Genomic DNA, 20,382 nt, shown 5'->3' with positions numbered 1-20,382 from the left:
ATGAGTATGCCGAAAGACGGCGCGTTTGATCGTAAAACGGGTGGGGGACACGCCCGCGCCTCGCTCCTGCATCAGGCTTTTGCCCGGTGCAGGGGCGGGCTGGCGGTCGTTGCCGTCGTCAGCGGTTTCATCAATCTGCTGTATCTGACGAGCCCGTTCTTCATGTTGCAGGTCTACGACCGCATCATCCCAAGTGGCAGCATCGGCTCGCTCATTGCCCTGTGTCTGCTGGCAGGCATGCTGTTCGTCTGTCAGGGTGCGTTTGAGATCGTCAGAAGTCGTATGTTGTCGCGTCTTGCCGCATTGTTCGAAGTCACTCTCGATCGGGTCCTTTTTCGGCGATCGCTACTGCTGTGCGGCAAACAAGCAATCGTTTCGACAAATGACGATCTCGATATGGTGCGCGGTTTTCTCTCCGGGCCGGGGCCATCGGCACTTTTCGATCTTCCCTGGCTGCCCGTCTATCTGGCGATATGTTTTTTGCTTCATCCCGTCATCGGTTTCGTGGCGCTGGCGGGCGTGCTGATATTGATGGTTTTGACCGCACTTGCGCATTTCAGTCTGCGGCAATCTCAACGCGATCTCGCGGTGCTGACCGCGAACCGCAGGGGCTTTTCCGATTCCGTCAGATTGAATTTCGGGGCGCTGAGGGCCATGGGCATGACTGGCGATGTGGCGGAAAGGTGGGCCGCCCATAATGCAGTATTCCGGCTGTTCGGCACCCGCCACGCCGATGTGGCCAATACTTACGCAACAATGACGAAGGTTCTCCGGGTTGCCCTGCAATCTGGCGTTTTGGCGGTTGGAGCTGTTCTGGTCATCAGGGGTGACGCGTCCGGCGGTATTATTCTGGCGTCCTCGATTTTGACGTCGCGGGCGCTTGCGCCGGTTGAAGCGGCTATTGTGCACTGGCGGGCTTTTGCCGCAGCAAGACATAGCTGGCTCCGCCTCGAGGTTATCGTTGCGGCAGAGACGGATCGGGAAACCCTGTCGGAGTTACCGCTGCCATCCTGTAACATTACGGTCGAGGCCATGGCGGGAGGTCCGCCTGAAGCCAAAAAAACCATCATAACAGAGATTGGGTTTTCGCTGGAGGCGGGAACAGTTCTCGGAGTGATCGGACATAGCGGATCGGGCAAGACGGTCCTTGCCCGTTTGCTTATGGGCATCTGGCCCGTCAGTTCCGGTACGCTGCGTTTCGACGGAGCGACGATGGACCAGTGGGACGTTGATCGGCTTGGCAGCCATATGGGTTACCTCCCGCAGGAAGTAGCGCTGTTTGGAGGAACCATCGCCCAGAATATCGCCCGGTTTCGTAAGAACATTCCCTCGGCAGAGGTCATTGCCGCAGCGAAAACAGCAGGCGTGCACGATCTGATTTTGCAATTGCCGGATGGCTACGACACCCTGATTGATCCCCAGTTTCCGATACTCTCAGCCGGTCAGCGGCAGCGTATCGCTCTGGCGCGTGCGCTTTACGGCGAACCATTCCTTGTCGTTCTCGATGAGCCGAACGCCCATCTCGACGCTGAGGGGGAAGAGGCTTTGTTTCGCGCCATTGACAGTATCAGGATGCGCGGAGGGATTGCCGTCGTCATCACCCACAGACCCGGTATTCTTGCACAAGCGGACAAGATTCTGGTCCTGAAAGAGGGCAAGATGGCAGCTTTCGGCCCGCGCGAGGCGATCATGGGGCAGGTCCTTCGCAAACCGGCTGCGCGCTCGGCAAAGATCCTGAAGGTTGTCGGGGCAACCGGAAAGCTGGAGGTAACGCGATGAGCGACGAGCTTTCCATCGCCTTCTGGCGCCGTTCACTCCGCCGGCATATCGCCGTTGTTATCGGACTTGGGCTTGCCCTGTTCGGCGGTGTTGGCGGCTGGGCGGCCACGACGAAGCTGGCGGGAGCGGTCAGCGGTCATGGCTTTATCGTCATCGAGAACGACGTCAAGAAAATTCAGCATCTGAGCGGCGGCACGGTGTCCGAACTCATGGTGCACGAGGGCAGTGAGGTTGCGGCTGGGGATGTTTTGCTGCGTCTCAGCCGAACCACTGTCGAGGCCAATCTGGCAATTATCGAGAATGCACTGGTGCAGTCTCTGGTACGCGCTGCGCGCCTAAGAGCGGAGCTTGCCGGCACTAGGACGTTTAAGGCGGATTTTCTGGAGCAAAAGCGGCTGACCAGGCCTGCCTATAGCCAGCTCGTTGCCTTGGAGCAGAACCTTCTTGAAACGCGGCGAGACGGTATTGAAGGCATGAAGCGCCAGCTCGCCGAACGCAAGGGACAGCTTGCAAACGAGATCGAGGGCGAAAACGTCCAGATCGAGGCGGTGAGAGCGTCGATTGCGGCGGTCGATGAGGAGTTTGCCTCTGTCGACGGATTGTACCGGCAACAGCTTGTCACGCTGCAGCGCCTGACGTCGCTCAAACAGCGCCGCGCCGAGTTGCAGGGCAATCTTGGTGAAAGGCTGGCGTCGAGAGCCCAGGCCGAGGGGCGCATCAGCGAGGTAGAGCTACAAATTCTTCAGCTCGATGAAAACCGCCGGGGGGAAAATGCCAAGGAGTTGGCGGAAACCGAAGCGAAGATCACCGAAATGGAAGCGCGACGTGTCGATGTGACAGAACAGTTTGGCCGACTGGACATCCGTTCTCCGGTCAGCGGTCGTATTTTCGAACTGCAGCTTCACACCGTCGGTGGTATCGTTCAACCAGGAGAGACGTTGATGCTGGTCGCGCCACGTGGCGATGGCCTGATCGTGGAGGCGAAAATTTCGCCGCGCAATATCGATCAGGTGACGCCAGGTCAAAAGGCACAGTTGCACTTTAGCGCTTTCGACCGCACGACGACACCGATGGTGAAGGGTGAGGTTGTCTCCATTTCGCCGGATGTGCTGACCGATCAGAGAACGGGACAGCCGTTTTACGCGGTGCGGATCAGGCCAGAGGCAGAGAGCCTGGAAGGGTTGGGAAACCTCAAACTCTATCCGGGAATGCCAACGGATGTGTTGATGCCGGCGGCGGAGCGGCGCGTGATCTCCTATCTCGTCAAGCCGCTGACGGATCAGCTCAATCATGTTTTCAGGGAGGACTGAGCCGGGACAAGAGAAATCATTTCCGCCCGGCATCAGACAAGGCAATCAGTTCACGAAAAAGGTGTTTGCCCGGAGGGGACCATGGCAGTTATCCAGTTTATTGCGTTTATGGGGCAATCCAACGCCGACAACATGTTCAACCTCTATGGGGACGATGATTCCGGCGCTTCGGTTCTTGCGGCCGAGCTTTCGTCCTATCTCGGCATTGCCGGCGGTGTTTCGGCGACCACGCTGAAAACAGCTGTCCAGGGCACGGGAACGTCGTCGAAATTTACGACCGCCGACAATGTGGTGGTTCAGGATTTTGCCAAGGGGGCGAGCGGCGTCGATGGCAACGCTTCCGATGCGCCGGGCGCGGATCTTCTTTGGTGGTATCCTGACACGAACACGCCCGGAGCACTGGCACTGGCTGCGATACAGGGCATCAATGCCACGGTTGCCGCCCTTGAGGCGCAAGGTTACACGGTCGAACTGAAAATCGTCTGGGCGCAGGGCGAGGCGGACGCCAAGCGCATCATGGACGGTACGAGCGACGTCGAGACCTATAAGGAAGCGACGGTCGAGGTGCTGGACTATATCCGCGCCCAGACCGATCCAGCCGCGCCGGTTTTCATACAGGAGGTTGCCGATACGGCCTATACGGGTTCTGATGCCCGCTGGAACGGAGGGCAGGATATCGTTCGCGAGGCGCAGCGCGAAATCGCGGCCAGTCGCTACGACATCTATATCGGTTCGATTACCGAAGATCTGCCGCTGAAGGATCAGGTCCATACGGACAACGAATCCTACGAAGTGGTTGGAGGCCGACTTGCCAATTACATCGCTTATACGGAAGGGCTGACCGGCACAATTTCAGGGCCGCGTCCTTCGCCGGACCCGGATGAGGTGATGGAGCCCGGCGACACCGCTCCTGTTGCCGTTGCCGACAGCCACATTACCGTGACCGAGAACCGGACGGCGGTCAGCAGCACGTTTAATCTGCTTGCCAATGACAGCGATGTGGATGGTGATCTCCTGCGGGTGACGCAGGCAACCCATGGTTCCACGGCTTCCGCCATTCAGGCAGCGGAAACCGCCGTCGTCGGCAAATACGGCACGTTTTATATCAGTCCGAATGGCAGCTATTATTACAAGGTGGACCCAACCCTCGCCGCCACCAACGCAATCGCGGCCGGGCAGACCGCCGAGGACAATCTCACCTATCGAATTTCCGACGGGCGCGGTGGAACAGCCAGCGCCGTCGTGACAGTGACGATCACCGGTCTGAACGATGCGCCAACGGCGGTCGCCGATACCGCCTCGGTCGTCAAAACCGTTTCGGGCAGCGGCAATCTACTGACCAACGATCTCGATCCCGATACCGGCGACGTTCTTTCCGTTCTTTCCGGCAGCGCCAGCGGGGGTGCGACACAGAACGTGACAACCGGCGGGATCACCATTGTCGGCAGTTACGGATCGCTGATCCTGAAAAGCGATGGAAGCTGGGTCTATCAACCGAACCAGAGCAATGCTGCCGTTGCAGCGCTTTCCGGCTCCGCATCGTTATCGGAAGTCTTCAACTATACCGTCCGCGACGGTGCAGGTCTCCAGTCCTCGGCATCGCTGACGGTTTCCATTCGCGCCTCTTCCACAGGCGGCGAGCCCGAACCGACGATCAGCGGAACGGCGGCCGCCGATACGCTGCGCGGCACGGCAGGCGCAGACGTGATTGCCGGCCTGGGTGGCAACGATACGATCAAGGGGCTTATCGGAGACGACATCCTCTTTGGTGGCGACGGCAACGACTATCTTGAGGGTAACGAGGGCAACGACCGGCTTGACGGTGGTGCGGGTGTCGATACGCTGAAAGGTGGTGCGGGTGCTGATACCTTCGTTATCAGCAGCATGAGCGAGATAGGCGATATCGTTTCCGATTTTCGGTCCGACGACTTCCTCGATCTTTCCGGAATTCTGGCGATGCCGTCGGGAGCGACGGGCGCGAGCGCATTTGCGGCGGGGTATATCCGTCTTTCACAGTCGGGCGCAGATACCCTCGTCGAGGTGGACGTTGACGGCGCCTCCGGACCTGGCGCCTTCGCAACGGTTGCGACGTTTGGCGGGATTACGGCGTCGAGTGTGAAGGCGGCGCAGTTCATCGTCACGCCGTCGGTTCCGTCCGGGCCTGCCAATACCGCGCCGTCCGCGACAGGCGAGGTCAGATCCGTTTCGGAAGATGGCCCGGGTAACACGGTTTCCGGCAACCTGCTTGCCAACGATCAGGATAGCGACGGCGATATCCTGTCGCTCGCCTCGATCGTGATCAAGGGCGTAACCTATTCGCTGGGCGCGTCGCAAACCATTCAGACCAGTTACGGCGCGCTGACGGTCGCCGCCAATGGTGACTATAGCTTTACGCCATCTGCAACCAATCCGGTCGTCAACGCGCTATATTTCGACAATCTTGTCGAGAGTTTCGAATACACAGTTTCGGATGGTCGCGGCGGAACCGCCAAGGCCACTCTCTCGATCACGATTGCAGGCAGCAACGACGCGCCGGTGGCGGTCAGCGACACCGGCATCGTGTCGGTCAACGCCAGCGCCACAGGCAACGTCGTCGCCAATGACACTGATCCCGATGCCGGCGATTTCATGGCGGTGACCCGCGTGGTGCATGGCTCGTCAAGTGTTGCCGTCACCGGAAGCGATACACAATTGGCGGGTACATATGGCCTCCTGGTCATCGATCCCGATGGCACCTACAGTTACGTTCCGAATGTTACCGACCCGGCGGTTTCCGGCCTTTCGGGCAGTTTGACGCTGACCGAGACCTTCAGCTACACCATTCGCGATGAGACGGGTCTGCAATCGACGGCCAGTCTGGTGTTCACAATCAAGGGAGCGAACCATGCTCCGGTTGCCGCTGACGATGTGGCGACAGCGACGGCAGGCGCGACCAATGCCACAGGAACCGTTCTCGGCAATGATAGCGACGTCGATACCGGAGATGCATTGACGGTCCTGTCTGCCAGCGGCACCGGCACAACCGTGAACGTTACAGGCGCGGGAAGCACAATTGCAGGCAGCTTCGGAACGCTTCTTCTGAAGGCGGACGGAAGCTGGAATTACGATGTAGAAGAGACCAATCCTTCAGTTGCAGGCCTGTCGGAAACCTCCAGCCTCATGGACATCTTTCGCTACACAATCCGGGACGGCCAAGGCGCGACGGCGACGGCGATGCTGTCCCTGACGGTCAAGGGCGCGCCGGCCAGCGGCGGTCCGGGATATGGAACCCCGACCATCGTCGGGACGGAAGCGGGCGAAACGATATCCGGCCTGGCCGGCAACGATATCATCGAGGGCCGGGGCGGCAACGATGTCATCAAGGGCAGGCTCGGCGATGACATTCTCGTTGGCGGTTCCGGCAACGACACGATGGAGGGCAATGAGGGCAACGACATACTTTATGGTGGAGCCGGCAATGACCAAATGAAGGGTGGTGCGGGTGCTGATACGTTCTGGTTCGGCAGCGGTCATGGGGCCGATATCGTGCATCAGTTGCGGGCCGACGACACTCTGGTATTCACCAGCGATCTTTTTGTGTCCAAGGCGGCCTTGCTGGCGGCCGTAACGGTGGTTTCGGCAAATGAACTGTTGGTCGCGACGCCCGATGGCGGTTCGATCCAGTTCCTCGACACCACACTGAGCGATTTGCAAAAGAGCGGCTTCACGGTCGCAGACGGCTTGTTCGTCTAGGCTGTCGCCGATAGCGATATTATTTCTGTCTGCTGTGCCAACATGGCCAAGCTTGGAATGTTGCATTGGATTCCCAATCAATGGGACGCCATAGAAGTAATGGACAACGGTCGGGACTGGCCACATTTGATGAATTTCAAGTCGCCGCCGCCGATTGTGTCTGGTCTTTTTGCGCACGAAGAAGGAGATAATAACGGTGTGAATGTTGAGGAGACAGTCACGGCCGGGACCGGAGGAATGTCGATTGCTTCGCGCATGTCACGGAGGTTGTGACTGACCGCCGTTGTCGATGTGAAGATCGCTTGACCGGATGGCGGCGCGAGGTTGTCAATATCGGCGCGCCGCACGTTTTCGGCCTATGGAGACTCCCTAAGCCCGCGCTTCCAGCACCATATTGAAAGGCCCCGTAAAGGCGCGCCGGACATGTGTAAAACCACCTGAGCGGATGACTTCAGAAAGCTTGGCTTCCCCGGCCTGGGCCCCAAGTCCTTCACCGACATCCTGATCAAGTGATGTTGGCACGCAGATCATGGTTGACGCATTATAGTAGAGGCGGCCGACAGGATTCATATTGTCCGCCGGACAGTCGTCCGCGATGGGCTCAACGATCATCCAGGTGCCGTCCTGTTTCAGGATGCGGGACATATGCCGCGCGCACCCACGCGGGTCACCCATATCGTGCAGACAGTCGTAACTGGTGATCAGATCGAAATCCGTATCCTCGATGTCCTTGGCCGTAGCAGCGACGAACTTCACCCGGTTGTCCACCCCATGGCTTCGGGCGTGTTTGTTCGCCTCTTCTATAGATGGCTCGTGGAAGTCATAGCCGATGAAGCTGGCGTTGCGATATGCCTCGGCCATGCGAATTGTCGAGAAGCCAACGCCACAGCCGACATCCGCCACCTTGACCCCTTTCATCAATTTGTCCTCCACACCCTGAAGGGCAGGCAACCACGATTGCACGATATTGTTCACATATCCCGGCCGAAAAAAAGCGCCCTTTGCGCAGAAAAGGCAACCTGCGGTGTCTCCCCATCGCACCCCGCCGCCAGTCCGGAAGCTTTGCTCAACCTTCGGCTCTCCCTCGATCATCGCGGCGACCAGATCAAAAGCGCCTTCCAGATAGACGGGGCTGTCCTTGTTGACGCAATGCCGAGCAGCACGTCTTGCTGCATCCAGATTTTTGTGCGGGTTACGGTGGCGTTTAGCGGTGTTACCAAGCATCCTCGTAGATGTCGGCAACATCCGATAGCAACATCTCGCGCGGATTGTTGACCAGCAGGCGGGTCTGCTCCATTGCGTTTTCAGCCAGCAGAGGAATTCCCTCCTTTGGAATTCCGACATCCCTCAGCCGTACAGGAAGATTAAGGCGCACGGGCAGCATCGCGAGTCCTTCGATGAATCCGGATAGACGCTCCATCTGGTCGGCAGATTGGAGATGCGCAAAAAGGTACGGCGCCAGTTCCGCATAAGCATCGCCGCACGCTGGTGCATTGAAGCGCAACACGTGCGGCAGTACCAGGCTGTTGGAAAGACCGTGGGGAACGTGGTAGCGGCCGCCGATCGGATAGGCGAGAGCATGTACGGCCGCGACGGGCGAATTGGCAAAGGCCTGCCCGGCCAACATTGACCCTAGCAACATCGATTGTCTGGCGGCGAGATCGGCTCCGTTCTCAACCGCAATTGTGATGTTTGCCCCGAGAAGACGGAGAGCTTCCTTTGCAAGAACGCGGGAAATCACATTGTTGTTTGCACTGGCGGACGTAAACGCTTCTATGGCGTGGACCATCGCGTCAATCCCCGTCGCTGCGGTCACAGCCGGCGGAAGACCAATCGTCAGGTTCGCGTCGAGAACAGCGGCGTCCGGCAGCAGGACCGGTGATACAACCCCCTTTTTTTGATCGGCACCGGTGGTAACGATGGAAATGGGCGTGACTTCCGATCCGGTCCCCGCTGTTGTCGGCACAAGCACCAGCGGCAGACGGCCACCCGTCACCTTGCCAACGCCGTAAATATCCCCAAGTGCTTCGCCACTTCTTGCGAGAAGGGCGACGAGCTTGGCGACATCGAGTGATGAGCCGCCGCCGATGCCCAGCACGCCTGTAACGCCAAATTCGATCGCCTGCGCCAGGGCGGCGTGAATGATGGCTTCCGGTGGGTCGGCGATAACGCCGGCGAAGATTGACGTTTCAGTGCCAGTTTCCGCAAGGTGGGTGAGGGCCGGCTGAACGAGCCCCGCCTTCACGACCCCGTCGTCCGAAACCACCAGAACCCGCGACCCGAGCAGGGCGCGCAGCTCCGAAATCCGTGCGATGGAGCCCGGTCCCGCGATGATCTGCGGGACGGTTGTGAAGGTGAATGTGGACATCGGGCCGCCTTTCACTGGTGCCATTTGACCAGAGGCTGATAATGATGCGGCTGACGCATAACAACAAGGTCCTTTCGCCTGACGATGTTTGTCGGATAGGGCGTGTCGAGATTGGTGGTATCGACGACCGAAGCGGCGATCCCCTGCTCATCGAGAATGGGCGATTCCTGACGGGGAAAGGCAAAGGAATCCGGCCCAAAGACTGCGCTCTTGCCCAGATATCCCCTTTCCGTGTCCAGCACATTGGCAAAGGCGAAATAGACGTTGTTTTCGCCACCGCGCACCCGTAGCGCATGCCAATGAAAAGGATCTGCCCCTTTGGGGATCGGATAGTTGTGCGGGATCTTGGTGCCCGCATGGCTGCCGGTGAATGTTCCGGCGATTGCAGAAGGGCAGGCGACCAGATCGCAGCCCATCAGCGAAAGCGAGCGGATAGCTTCCGGATAAAGCGCGTCATGCCCGATCGCGAGACCCACCCGTCCGATGGCGAGATCGTAGGTTTTCCAATCGTCGCCCGCCGTTGCCCAACTGTCGGCGACGCCCAGATGTGTCTTGCGATAGCTTCCCACCAATCCCTCGGGACCCGCAAGGACCGCGCTGTTGTAGACCTTGTCTCCGTCCGCTTCGGCAAACCCTGCGACGAGATAGAAACCGAGCTTCATTGCCAGGCGCACGAAGGCGGAGACCGTCGGGCCCGAAAGCGGTTCCGCCCGGGAACCGGGAGCCTCAAGCCCGGTCAGCGACAGTTCCGGGAAAACCAGAATATCTGGCGCTGCGGTCGCCTTTGCCTCGGTGGCCAACGCGCTGATGTGGGCAATATTATCCGCTATCGCCTGGGATGGGGCGAACTGGGCAACGGCTGCGCGCGATTTGCGCCCGGGCGGAATGGGCTGATAACCGTAGAGGCGGAAGTAGTCACCCGGATTCCAGGTAAAACTGTTGGTCATCATGTTCATGTAAAGCTCGGGCCGACGCGACTCGAATACCGGTTCGCTGAGGACTTCGCGACGGCGCGCGCGGGCAAGATCGATCTGGCTATAGGCAATTCCGTCGCCTGTATCGATCGCTGCTGCAACTGTCCCATCAGGCTCGATCACGCAGCTTCCTCCGGAGAACTGCACGGTTCTCTCCAGTCCCCACCTGTTGCTTTCGATGACATAGCAGGCGTTTTCGAAAGCGCGGTTGATCCAGTAGGGTGCGGGCGCGCGCTCCTGCAGCCAGTTGGAAATGTGGCAGATGACGTCGGCGCCGCCCAGGGCCTCCAGCCGCGCCGTTTCGAAGAAGTGCAGATCCATGCAGACCAGCATCGAAATTCGGCCGATTTCCGTTTCAAACACCTCATGTACGATATCGCCATTCGCAGCCCACTTTGGCTCAGCGATATACGGATGCGACTTGCGGTGCCGGCCAACGACGCCGTCCGGACCGATCAGAACGGCTGTGTTGTAATAGAGGTCGCTCGCCGGATCGACTTCCGGCATGCCGACGACGATATAGCAGCGGTGCTTGTGGGCAATCGCATGGAAAATATCGGTGGTCGGCCCGGGGACGGTCTCGACGAAAGGTTTCACCTCAGCCCTGTCGAACCAGCAATAGCCGGTCGTTCCCATTTCGGGCGTGACGATCAGGCGCGCCCCCGCCTGCGCGGCCTCCTCGCAAAGGGCCGTCAGCCTGCTGATATTGCGCGCCTTTTCGAACATGGTCGGTTCGAACTGGATGGCGGCGGCGGTGTAGCTCTGTGTGGATGTCATGATTGTTCCCATTGTCTCTGTGAAAGGTCGGCCTTTTTCAGACGGCCATATGGCGGTGAACGAGTGCGTCGGAGAGCATGTCGATGGCGCCTGCCGCAACCACGGCGCCTTTTTCGAGCATGGCGAAGTGGTGAGACGCCTGGCGCGCAAATGCGACGTTTTGCTCGACGAGGATGATCGTCATGCCGATCTCTCGGTTGAGCCGGATAATGATCTTTTCAATTTCCTCGACGATGGAGGGCTGGATGCCTTCGTTGGGTTCATCGAGAAGCAGTACTTTCGGGTCGGCGGCCAGGGCGCGTGCGATGGCAAGCTGCTGTTGCTGCCCGCCCGAAAGCACGCCGCCGGGCCGGTCCAGATTGGCCATCAGGTAGGGAAAAAGTTCCGGCACCAGTGCTGGAATTTCGCGTTTGCCATCCGCTCGCGCAAAGGCGCCCATGAGGATGTTTTCGCGGATAGTGAAATCGGGGATAATCTCCCTGCCCTGGGGGACATAGGCGATGCCGGCCCGCGCCCTCCTGTGTGTCGGGGATGCGCCGATGTCCTTGCCCTGAAGACGCATCTCGCCCGTCATGCGATCGGTCAGCGCCATCAATGTTTTCAAGAGGGTGGTCTTGCCGGTGCCGTTGCGGCCGAGAATGCTTGTGACCTTGCCGGTCGGAACATCAATGGTGACACCGTGCAGAATGTGGCTGCGTCCGTAATAGCTGTGCACGTCTTTCAGGGTCAGCATCAGGATATTCCTTTCGAACCGAGATAGGCTTCACGGACTTTGGGATTGTGTTCGATATCGCCGACGCTGCCTTCCGCCAGAACCTCGCCCAGATGAAGGACGGTGATGCGCTCGGCGATTTCACGCACGAAACCCATGTCGTGCTCGACGACGATAATGGTGTGGCGGCCTTTGAGATTTTTGATGATCTTGGCTGTCTTGCGGGTTTCCGCCTGGGTCATGCCAGCCGTCGGCTCGTCCAGCAGGATGACCTTGGGGTCCTGCACGATGAGCATGCCCAGTTCCAGCCATTGCGTCTGGCCATGGCTGAGATAGGCGGCGGTCAAGTCCGCCTCGGCTTCCAGGCCGGTCAGCGCGAGCGCCTCATCAACGCGGTTTGTCTCCGCACGCGAAAACCCGAACCGGAGATTGGCGAACACCGATGGATTGCGGCAATTGGCCACTTCCAGATTCTGCCGCACGGTGAGATCACGGAAAACGCTGGGGATCTGGAATTTTCGGCCGATCCCGGCGCGGGCGATCTTGTGTTCGGGCCAGTTGGTGATGTCGGTATCGTAAACGAAGACCTTGCCCTGCGTGCTACGGGTCTTGCCGCTGATAAGATCCATCAGGGTCGTCTTGCCGGCGCCGTTCGCGCCGAGCAACACCCGCAACTCACCATCATGGACGGTGATGCTGACATTGTTGACGGCTCTGAAGCCGCCGAAATCGACGCCGAGACCGTCGATGGTCAATGCGATTGCACTCATATCACAATGCCTCGCTTTGTTGCTGTAACGATGGAGACGACGCTGATGGCTTAAGGCGGCGGACGAGCTGCCGCAGAACATCATGCGCGACGCCGCCGAGGCCACGCGGCATGAACAGGACGACGAGGACGAAGATGAGGCCGATGATCGCTTTCCACGCCTCCACCAGCGCTTCGGTTTCACTCACCTCGGCCTCGATCATGTTGATCAGGATCGCGCCGATGCAGGCGCCGAGCAGGGAGGAGCGCCCGCCGACGGCAGCCCAGACGACCATGGTCACCGAGAAAGACAGGTCCATGAAGGTGGGCGAGGCAAACTCCGCGACGACCACGTAAAGCATGCCGGCAACACCTGCGATCCCAGCCGAAATGGCAAAAAAGAACATCTGGTAGAGCGAGACGTCGAAGCCGAGATAACGGGCGCGGACCTGATCGTCGCGGATCGCCTGCAGGATCATGCCCGCGCGGGTCTCCACCACCAGACGCGCTCCGATGAGCGTCAGCGACAGGCATATGGCACACAGATAATAGGTCGCTCGGCTGTAAGGGTCGAATTCAATCCCGCCGATCGTCAGCCAGCCGAGGTCCGTCAGGCCGTTGAAGCCATTTGTCACCGGTTGCGCATCGACCATGACGAGACGCACGAGCAGAACGAGTGCCAGCGTGATGATCGACACGAAGACACCGGAGATGCGTTTGCGGAAAACCAGCATGCCGAGTGCGCCGGCGATCATCACGGGAAGCACGATGCCGAGCACGAGGCCCACCGTCTGACTTTGAAACGGAAGCCAGAGGAAAGATCCCTTGTTGATGCAGCATAGTTCCGTCGGTGCGCCGGGTTCGGCGTTCCATAGCATGAAATCGGGAACAGGCCTTTCGGAGCCCTGCTGCAGACTGGTCGCGCTGGACAGCTTCAGCGACATGGCGAGCATGTAGGCGCCGAGACCGAAGAACAGCCCCTGGCCGAGATTGAGAATGCCCGCATATCCCCATGTCAGCGCGATGGCGACGCCGAGCATGCCATAGACAAGATACTTGGAGATACGGTTCAGCCAGAATTCGTCGCCGAAAACGGGTGCTGCAAAGATCAGCGCGATGAAGACGACATAGGCGCCGATCTGCAATTTTCGTTCGATGCTCATGTTAGCGCCCCTTGAACGAGAACAGCCCGCTGGGCTTGACGAGAATGACAATGATGACGACCCCGAAAACCACCGCGCGCGCCAGAATGTCGTTCGTGCCGATGGCCACCAGTGCATTGATCTCGCCGAGAAGCCCTGAAGACAGGGCGGTGCCGAACAGGCTGCCGACACCGCCTGTCACCACGACCATGAAGCCGTCGACCACCATCGTTGTGCCCATGTCGGGGAAAACAGTCTTGAAGCCGGACATCATCACGCCGGCGACGCCGGCGAGACCGGAACCGAAGGCGAAGGTCAGGGCGTTGATGCGTTTCACGTCTATGCCGCAGGCCGCAGCCATTTTCGGATTGCGGATGATGGCGCGCACCTGCATGCCTGCCGTGGTTCGGTAGAGAATGAACCACGTCGCCAGCGTCAGCACGGCAGTCACCGCAATGATGAAGGTGCGGTAGGCGTTGATGTCTGCACCGGCGAGCCGGAACGTGCCCTGCAGATAAGAAGGCACGGCGACGTTTTGCAGCCCGGCTCCAAGGCCTTCGAGGTGAATGCCGAAAAAGGTGAGGCCAAATTCCAGCCTTACCGCCTGCTGCAGTAGGATGGCGATGCCCCAGGTGGCAAGCAGCGTATCCAGCAGGCGGCCGTAGAGCCGCCGCACGACCACCCGTTCTATCGCCAGGCCAAGCAGGGCGGTGATGACGAAGGCAAGCGGTATTGCGAGCAGAAGACTGGTTTTAAGCCAGATGCCCGAGAGAACGGCGACATATGCACCGATCATGACCATTTCGCCGTGGGCCATGTTGATGACGCCCATGGCGCCGTATGTGATGGCGAGACCAAGTGCCACCAGAAGAAGGATCGAGCCGAGACTGAGGCCGATGAAAAGAATATCGAGCATAACGCCACCGTTCATGAGAAGGGCGGGCCAGACTTTTTCCTGCTCCTTGCCAATCCCGAAGCGGGTTGACGCCACGCAGAGGAAAAAACGCAGATCCGCCTTGCCGAGACATGGTCCCACCAGGCATGCCTGGCGGGACGACGCGGGGAAGGGATCAGCCCTTGAGCTTGGTTGCATCGAGACCGTTGACGGTGCAGAAGAGATTGCTTTCCGTCTCGCCATAGGCCGAATAGGGTAACGGCTTGATCGGCGCCGGATAGGCGTTGACGACCTTGCTTTGGCCATCCGGCTGCCATTGCCCGATGCGCGGTGTCAGCCAGCAATGCAGGTTGTCGGGGTCGGTCGTCACCTTGCCGCCGGGGGCGTCATAGGTCTGGCCGCGTATGCCGGCCCGGATCGCATCGGCAGACAGATCGCCGGATTTCTCGACTGCCTGTTTCCACAGAAATACCTGGAAATAGGCGGCCTCAAGCGAATGGTATGTCACGGCTTTCGGGTCGTTTACGAATTTTCTGAAGCGCTCGATGAAGCTTTTGTTCGCAGGCGTTTCGATCGACATGAAATAGGGGAACGATGTGTAGCTGCCCGCCGCACATTCGGCCCCCATGGCCGCGATCTCGATTTCGGATGTCACTGTCGCGCAGATCGGGATTGTCTCCTGCGACAGTCCCTGGTTCTTGAATTCTCGATAGAAGGCGATGATCGAGTCGCCGACAACGTTGGAGAGAACAACGTCCGCGCCGGACTCCTTGATCTTGCTGACCATGACCGCCCACTCCGAGTGGCCGAGTTCCAGATATTCGTCCGCCACCCATTCTGCCCCGGCCGCCTCGATGAGTTTCTTGGAAACCTTCGCCATCTCGCGCGGATAGACATAGTTCGAGCCAACGATGAAGAACTTCTTCTTGCCCAGTTTCTCCACGATCCAGGGAATGTAATTGGAGAGCTGCTGGTTCGGAACTGCACCCGAATAGACAACGTTACGGGAGCACTCGAAGCCTTCATAATGCGTCTGGTAAAACAGCATTGCGCCGCGTCGTTCGAAGATCGGCAGTACGGCCTTGCGGCTGGCGGAGGTGTGGCAACCGAACACGGTGGAGATCTTGTCCTTGAGGATCAGTTTCGAGGCCTTTTCGCTGAAGGTCTTCGGATCGGAGGCACCGTCTTCAACGACGACCTCGACCTGCCGACCGAGCACGCCGCCGGCCGCGTTGATTTCGGCCACGGCCATCATGACGCCGTTGGCCAGAAGCTTTTCAGCCACGGAAAGGCCGCCCGTCTGCGAGTAGAGCGCGCCGACCTTGATGGCATCGGCGGCAAAGGCCCGGCCGCCGAGAGCCGGCAGGGCGAGTGCGGCGGAAGCGGTAGCTGCGGTTTTCAGAAATTCACGTCTGTTGAACACCATCTTGGTTCCCCTTTTTTTGATTGGCGCACGCAGCGGCATTGCCCGGCTCAGGGCCGAGGCTTTCATGCCGAAACAGTATTGGAGGGCTGACGTCACTGTCAGCAGACAACAAAAAACCCGCGAGGCTTGTCACAGCCTGCGGGCACCTTTGCCATCACCGCATCACGGCTACGCCGCGTGCAACATCGGCACATGGCTTCAAAGAAGAAGGGATGTGCCGGAGGTGTTCGTCTGGAACACTTGAAAAACTAATCATGTTTTGGGGGTGGGCGCAAGAGCTGTTCGGCGCTTATAATTGAATTGGCGATTTCATCAATCGGAACGCGTCGGGCCATCGCCTCCTCGCGCATTTGGCGGTACGCTTCACTTTCGCTCGTGCCGCGCTTGGCCATCAAAATTGCCTTTGCCCGAGCGAGCTTCTGGTCTCCGAGAACCTTGCGCTTGTATTTGCGCGCCTCCTTGACGAGCTTTTGGCGCTCGAGCCAGAGGCTGCGGGCAATGGCGAGATTGGTGAGCAAGCCAAACGGTTTGATCGGTCTTTCGACAATGGCGAGTGCGCCGCTTTCCAACACGATCTGCAACGTCGAAGGGTTTTCGTAACCGACGATGGCCAACATCGTCGGAGCCGGATTGGGGAGGCATTTCAGCAGGCGTTCGATTTCCGGTCGCGCCTCATCTTCCATTGCGAGGAAGACCACATCTGTGCCAAGCGGCAATTCGGCAGGCACGGGCCAGAGGCAATTGACGGTGCAGCCGATACGCCGCAGGTGATCGACCAGAAACTCCCCTTCGGACGTCCGGGGATGAATAACAAGAACCTTGAGATCCCGCAAATCTCTAAGAAGGGCGAAAGACATGTTGCTCCCTCTCAGACCTTGACACGATGCGGAAAAGTCTGCGTCATGTCCGGGCGATATTCGCGCATGAAGGGATCTGGCGCCACGCGCAGCGAAGGATCGTAGACGATGTCGTAGCCGCCCTGCGCGTTCACTCTTGCCACTCGCGGCCAAAGGTGCGTGTGGTTGGTTAGCCGGTCTACTTTCACAGCGCCCTGCGGGGCATCGTACTCGACCTCATATAGGGCTGGCAGCAACTGCTCAAGCCCATCGCTCCCGGCTTGCTGCAACGCCGCTGCATAGAGATAGACCTGGAAATAAGCTGCTTCTGCCGGGGCGGTCGGTAGCATCTCCCGTCCATATTGCCGCTGGAAAGCGTCGACGAAGGCGCGGGCGCGGGGCGTGTTGAGCGAGGCAAAGAATGGGGCGGCCGTAATATGGCCTTCGGCGACGTCCGGTCGCATGCGGATCACGTCGGCCTCGCTGGTCGATTGGCTTGCGATCGGCATTGTCGCTGAATTAAAGCCCGCTTCCTTGAAAGCTGTATAGAACGGGATGATGCCGTCGCCTACGATCGTCGAATAGATGACATCAGGCCTGGCTGCCTCGATGTGACGGATTATCCTGGCGACATCTTCAGTTTTGAGGTTCAGCGGGACGTACATCTCGTCGAGGACTTGACCTCCGATTTGAAGGAAGAGATCGCTGATCGTCCGGTTTGATTCATAAGGATAGACGTAATTCGAGCCGACGAGAAAAACCCGCTTTCCGTAGTGCGTGGTCAGGAAATCAACCAGTTGAACGGAGTTTTGATTAGGGGCGGCGCCGGTGTAGATGCAATGCCGAGAGTACTCAAATCCCTCGTATAGTGTCGGATAGAACAGCAGCGCATTACGAGCCTCAATGACGGGCAAAGCGGCTTTGCGGGTGCTCGACATATGGCAACCGAAAACCACTCTGACCCTGTCTTCATCGCAAAGCTTGACCGCAAGCTCCTTATACAGGTTGGGTGTTGATCGTGGATCATAGGCCACAGGTTCGATCGCTCGGCCAAGCACCCCACCAGCCGCGTTGATTTCAGCTATCGCCAGTAGGCACGCCGCCCTCTGGGTACTCTCCACGGCTCCAGTCACGCCCGTTTCAGAGAAAAGCACACCGACCCGCCAATTTTCTGAAGTCATCATCGCCACCAAAAAATAAAAAAAGCCCCCGTCCGTTTCCGGTCGAGAGCTACCCTGCCCATGGATATCAGCGGCTCACTTAAGCCTGTTGTCGCATGATGTCAGTTTCCTCGTTCGGTGACAATAGCCAAAGGATGACCCTTGATCGTTGTCCTGGAGTTGGGTGCCAGCGGTGATCGCCAGCATGTCCGTTAGTCTTTTACAACGCATACGCCTTGAGCTGATCGTCAAGCCTTATGAGGTGGTCGCCGAACGGTCCTTCAATTTTCGGGGGTATCGCTCAAGCGGTTAGGTCTGTCTGGACGTGTTCGAGCAGATCAAAATGATCTACAACCCCAAATGAGAGCACACCAGGATCAGGATGCTGCCGCCCGTCGAGTTCTAGAAGCGGTAGAATATCCAACCCGAGGGTGCCTAAAAAACTCGGGACTATTGAACGAGGGATGCACCTTATGATGACGATCAAACGCATCGCACTGGCAAGCCGCCCATTGGCCGAGCCATCGCATGAAAATTTCCGACTGGAGGACGCCGAGTTGCGCGAAGCAGCCGAGGACGATGTCACGGTCCGTGTTCTCTATCTTTCGCTCGACCCTTACATGCGTGGGCGTATGAGCGACGCCAAATCCTATGCCGCGCCTGTACCCGTCGACGGCATCATGGAGGGCGAGACGATCTGCGAAGTTGTGAAGTCGAGGCACAATGGTTTCGGGCCTGGCGACATCGTGCGCGGGCGGACCGGTTGGTGTACAGGCGCGGTCATCAATGGGGACTTGCTACGAAAGGTCGAGACGCACGGCGCGCCGGTCACAACCGCGATCGGCGTCCTTGGCATGCCCGGATTTACGGCGTGGAGTGGTCTGAAGTTCATTGGCAAGCCGAAGCAGGGTGAGACGGTTGCTGTCGCTGCAGCCTCTGGGCCCGTTGGTTCGATGGTCGGACAGCTCGCAAAGCTTTACGGGGCGAGGGCGGTTGGTATCGCCGGTGGACCCGACAAGTGTGCGTTCGTTAAGGGTGAACTTGGCTTCGACAACGTGGTTGATCATCGCTCGGAGAATTTTGTCAGCGATCTGAAAGCGGCCTCTCCTAACGGGATTGATGTCTATTTCGAGAATGTCGGAGGACGCGTCTGGGATGCGGTACTGCCTCTTCTAAACCAGTTCGGGCGCGTTCCCGTCTGCGGCCTCGTTTCTCAATATAACGGTGCAAACTCGTCGCAGGCAGATCGTCTTCCGGCAACGATGTCGGCGATCCTGAGACAGAGCCTGCTTGTTCGAGGTTTCATCCAGACAGAGTTTGCCGCCGATCATTTCAATGACTTTCTCGCGGAGATCGGCCCAAGGATCGCTAGCGGCGAGATCAGGTACCGCGAGGATGTCGTTGATGGATTGGAGAACGCTCCCGATGCCTTTATCGGCATGCTGAAGGGCAAAAATTTCGGCAAGCTTATCGTCAAAATCGACGGCGTCGTCTCATGAGCCGTCATAACGTAAAACATATCGCGGTTTTGGATGACTACCAGAATGTGGCGATCACCAGCGCCGACTGGTCGCCATTGAAGGACCGAGCCCAAATCACGGTCTTCAATGACCACATCGCGGACGAAGAACACCTGGTTGATCGTCTTTTGCCGTTCGATGCGGTTTGCGTCATGCGCGAACGGACGCCGCTGCCGCGACGTATTCTCGAGCGCCTGCCGAACCTGCGGTTCATCGCAACGACTGGAGGGCGCAATGCCTCAATTGACCTTGCAGCGGCCCGTGATCTCGGCATCGTTGTTTCGGCGACGGGCGCGAACGGATCGGGCGCCCCGGAGCTGACTTGGGCACTCATCCTTGCGGCGGCACGCCATATTCCCACAGAAATTGCCTCGTTTCGGAGCGGTGGCTGGCAAACCACGGTCGGGCGCGATCTCTCGGGCAGCACGCTGGGTGTCATCGGTCTGGGCAGGATCGGCCGCCAGATTGCAAAGGTCGGCCTTGCATTCGGTATGGAGGTGATCGCCTGGAGCCAGAATCTGACCGATGAGGCGGCAGAGGCTGCCGGTGTGAGACGGGTTGAGAAAGCGACGCTTCTTCGCGAGTCCGACTGGGTGACGTTGCATCTTGTTCTGTCGGAGCGAACAAAGGGCATAATCGGTCAGGACGAGCTGGCGTTGATGAAGCCAACAGCTTGGCTCGTGAATACGTCACGAGGTCCGCTTATCGATGAAGGAGCTTTGATCGCTGCCCTGGAAACCGAGAGCATCGCAGGTCTTGCAGTGGACGTGTTTGATCGTGAGCCTTTGCCCGCTGATCATCCACTTCGTACTTCTGACAATGTAATCGCAACGCCTCATATCGGTTTTGTTACCGAAAACTCATACCGAATTTTCTATCGAGATACCGTGGATAATCTCGTCGCATGGCTGAACGGCGCGCCACTGCGGGTTTTGTGAATTTCCGACGCGATCCTTGCTTCCTGTCCCACGACCAAGTGAGGCCATCTCACCTTGCCCAAATA

Annotated in this window: 15 protein-coding genes; 5 read left to right on the top strand and 10 right to left on the bottom strand. The window is 58.7% G+C overall.

Going from position 1 to position 20,382, the window contains the following annotated elements; genetic code table 11:
• Positions 1-6: 6 nt before the first annotated feature.
• The 3 genes from F3H58_RS22280 to F3H58_RS22270 all read left to right on the top strand — a co-directional run bounded on the left by F3H58_RS22280 (position 7) and on the right by F3H58_RS22270 (position 6,821).
• Entirely contained in the window at positions 7-1,779 is a 1,773-nt protein-coding gene (locus tag F3H58_RS22280; RefSeq protein ID WP_149743832.1) for a type I secretion system permease/ATPase, read from the top strand.
• Entirely contained in the window at positions 1,776-3,089 is a 1,314-nt protein-coding gene (locus F3H58_RS22275) for an HlyD family type I secretion periplasmic adaptor subunit (RefSeq protein ID WP_149743806.1), read from the top strand. Before F3H58_RS22280 ends, F3H58_RS22275 begins: the two co-directional genes overlap by 4 nt.
• A gap of 81 nt (positions 3,090-3,170) precedes the next feature.
• Positions 3,171-6,821 carry a cadherin-like domain-containing protein gene (locus F3H58_RS22270; protein WP_149743805.1) on the top strand — a complete coding sequence of 1,217 codons (3,651 nt, stop codon included), beginning with the start codon at positions 3,171-3,173 and terminating at the stop codon, positions 6,819-6,821.
• Between the two features lie 369 nt (positions 6,822-7,190).
• Here F3H58_RS22270 and F3H58_RS22265 read toward each other — a convergent pair whose 3' ends face one another.
• The 10 genes from F3H58_RS22265 to F3H58_RS22220 form a co-directional block, all read right to left on the bottom strand.
• Positions 7,191-8,045, bottom strand: coding sequence for a class I SAM-dependent methyltransferase (locus F3H58_RS22265; RefSeq protein WP_223568780.1), 855 nt, complete (start codon positions 8,043-8,045; stop codon positions 7,191-7,193).
• Positions 8,035-9,189, bottom strand: coding sequence for an iron-containing alcohol dehydrogenase (locus F3H58_RS22260; RefSeq protein WP_149743804.1), 1,155 nt, complete (start codon positions 9,187-9,189; stop codon positions 8,035-8,037). Before F3H58_RS22260 ends, F3H58_RS22265 begins: the two co-directional genes overlap by 11 nt.
• A gap of 11 nt (positions 9,190-9,200) precedes the next feature.
• Positions 9,201-10,952, bottom strand: coding sequence for a nitrilase-related carbon-nitrogen hydrolase (locus tag F3H58_RS22255; protein ID WP_188129027.1), 1,752 nt, complete (start codon positions 10,950-10,952; stop codon positions 9,201-9,203).
• 25 nt (positions 10,953-10,977) lie between these two features.
• On the bottom strand, positions 10,978-11,673 hold the full coding sequence (urtE, locus tag F3H58_RS22250) for an urea ABC transporter ATP-binding subunit UrtE (RefSeq protein ID WP_003509656.1): 696 nt from the start codon (positions 11,671-11,673) through the stop codon (positions 10,978-10,980).
• The gene (gene urtD, locus F3H58_RS22245) at positions 11,673-12,422 is read right to left on the bottom strand and encodes an urea ABC transporter ATP-binding protein UrtD (protein WP_099086975.1); all 750 of its coding nucleotides are present in this window, start codon (positions 12,420-12,422) and stop codon (positions 11,673-11,675) included. Before urtD ends, urtE begins: the two co-directional genes overlap by 1 nt.
• Position 12,423: 1 nt before the next feature.
• Positions 12,424-13,563, bottom strand: coding sequence for an urea ABC transporter permease subunit UrtC (gene urtC, locus F3H58_RS22240; protein ID WP_149743802.1), 1,140 nt, complete (start codon positions 13,561-13,563; stop codon positions 12,424-12,426).
• 1 nt (position 13,564) lies between these two features.
• On the bottom strand, positions 13,565-14,458 hold the full coding sequence (gene urtB, locus F3H58_RS22235) for an urea ABC transporter permease subunit UrtB (RefSeq protein WP_035213515.1): 894 nt from the start codon (positions 14,456-14,458) through the stop codon (positions 13,565-13,567).
• A gap of 154 nt (positions 14,459-14,612) precedes the next feature.
• A complete protein-coding gene (locus tag F3H58_RS22230; protein WP_149743801.1) occupies positions 14,613-15,863 on the bottom strand; it encodes a transporter substrate-binding domain-containing protein in 1,251 nt (416 codons plus the stop codon).
• A 248-nt stretch (positions 15,864-16,111) separates the two neighbouring features.
• Complete coding sequence (locus F3H58_RS22225; protein ID WP_003509665.1) at positions 16,112-16,720, bottom strand: ANTAR domain-containing response regulator; 609 nt, start codon at positions 16,718-16,720, stop codon at positions 16,112-16,114.
• A gap of 11 nt (positions 16,721-16,731) precedes the next feature.
• Positions 16,732-17,883 carry a transporter substrate-binding domain-containing protein gene (locus tag F3H58_RS22220; protein WP_149743800.1) on the bottom strand — a complete coding sequence of 384 codons (1,152 nt, stop codon included), beginning with the start codon at positions 17,881-17,883 and terminating at the stop codon, positions 16,732-16,734.
• 449 nt (positions 17,884-18,332) lie between these two features.
• Here F3H58_RS22220 and curA point away from each other — a divergent pair, with 449 nt between their 5' ends.
• Both curA and F3H58_RS22210 read left to right on the top strand, forming a co-directional pair.
• Positions 18,333-19,358 (top strand): NADPH-dependent curcumin/dihydrocurcumin reductase, encoded by a 1,026-nt coding sequence (curA, locus tag F3H58_RS22215; protein ID WP_149743799.1) that lies wholly within the window; start codon positions 18,333-18,335, stop codon positions 19,356-19,358.
• Positions 19,355-20,317 carry a D-2-hydroxyacid dehydrogenase family protein gene (locus F3H58_RS22210; RefSeq protein ID WP_149743798.1) on the top strand — a complete coding sequence of 321 codons (963 nt, stop codon included), beginning with the start codon at positions 19,355-19,357 and terminating at the stop codon, positions 20,315-20,317. Before curA ends, F3H58_RS22210 begins: the two co-directional genes overlap by 4 nt.
• The last annotated feature ends 65 nt before the right edge of the window (positions 20,318-20,382 follow it).

The sequence above is a fragment of the Rhizobium sp. NFACC06-2 genome (assembly GCF_900101425.1).
In the GTDB taxonomy this organism is placed as follows: domain Bacteria; phylum Pseudomonadota; class Alphaproteobacteria; order Rhizobiales; family Rhizobiaceae; genus Agrobacterium; species Agrobacterium leguminum.
This window is presented reverse-complemented; position numbering and strand designations above follow the sequence as displayed.

Bases quoted from the DNA above. Each gene is read 5' to 3' on its own strand.
- F3H58_RS22255 (WP_188129027.1), bottom strand. From the start codon at position 10,952: ATGGGAACAATCATGACATCCACACAGAGCTACACCGCCGCCGCCATC.
- F3H58_RS22230 (WP_149743801.1), bottom strand. From the start codon at position 15,863: ATGGTGTTCAACAGACGTGAATTTCTGAAAACCGCAGCTACCGCTTCC.
- F3H58_RS22220 (WP_149743800.1), bottom strand. From the start codon at position 17,883: ATGATGACTTCAGAAAATTGGCGGGTCGGTGTGCTTTTCTCTGAAACG.
- urtE (WP_003509656.1), bottom strand. From the start codon at position 11,673: ATGCTGACCCTGAAAGACGTGCACAGCTATTACGGACGCAGCCACATT.
- F3H58_RS22280 (WP_149743832.1), top strand. From the start codon at position 7: ATGCCGAAAGACGGCGCGTTTGATCGTAAAACGGGTGGGGGACACGCC.
- urtB (WP_035213515.1), bottom strand. From the start codon at position 14,458: ATGCTCGATATTCTTTTCATCGGCCTCAGTCTCGGCTCGATCCTTCTT.
- curA (WP_149743799.1), top strand. From the start codon at position 18,333: ATGATGACGATCAAACGCATCGCACTGGCAAGCCGCCCATTGGCCGAG.
- F3H58_RS22210 (WP_149743798.1), top strand. From the start codon at position 19,355: ATGAGCCGTCATAACGTAAAACATATCGCGGTTTTGGATGACTACCAG.
- F3H58_RS22270 (WP_149743805.1), top strand. From the start codon at position 3,171: ATGGCAGTTATCCAGTTTATTGCGTTTATGGGGCAATCCAACGCCGAC.
- F3H58_RS22265 (WP_223568780.1), bottom strand. From the start codon at position 8,045: ATGCTTGGTAACACCGCTAAACGCCACCGTAACCCGCACAAAAATCTG.
- F3H58_RS22225 (WP_003509665.1), bottom strand. From the start codon at position 16,720: ATGTCTTTCGCCCTTCTTAGAGATTTGCGGGATCTCAAGGTTCTTGTT.
- urtC (WP_149743802.1), bottom strand. From the start codon at position 13,563: ATGAGCATCGAACGAAAATTGCAGATCGGCGCCTATGTCGTCTTCATC.
- F3H58_RS22260 (WP_149743804.1), bottom strand. From the start codon at position 9,189: ATGTCCACATTCACCTTCACAACCGTCCCGCAGATCATCGCGGGACCG.
- urtD (WP_099086975.1), bottom strand. From the start codon at position 12,422: ATGAGTGCAATCGCATTGACCATCGACGGTCTCGGCGTCGATTTCGGC.
- F3H58_RS22275 (WP_149743806.1), top strand. From the start codon at position 1,776: ATGAGCGACGAGCTTTCCATCGCCTTCTGGCGCCGTTCACTCCGCCGG.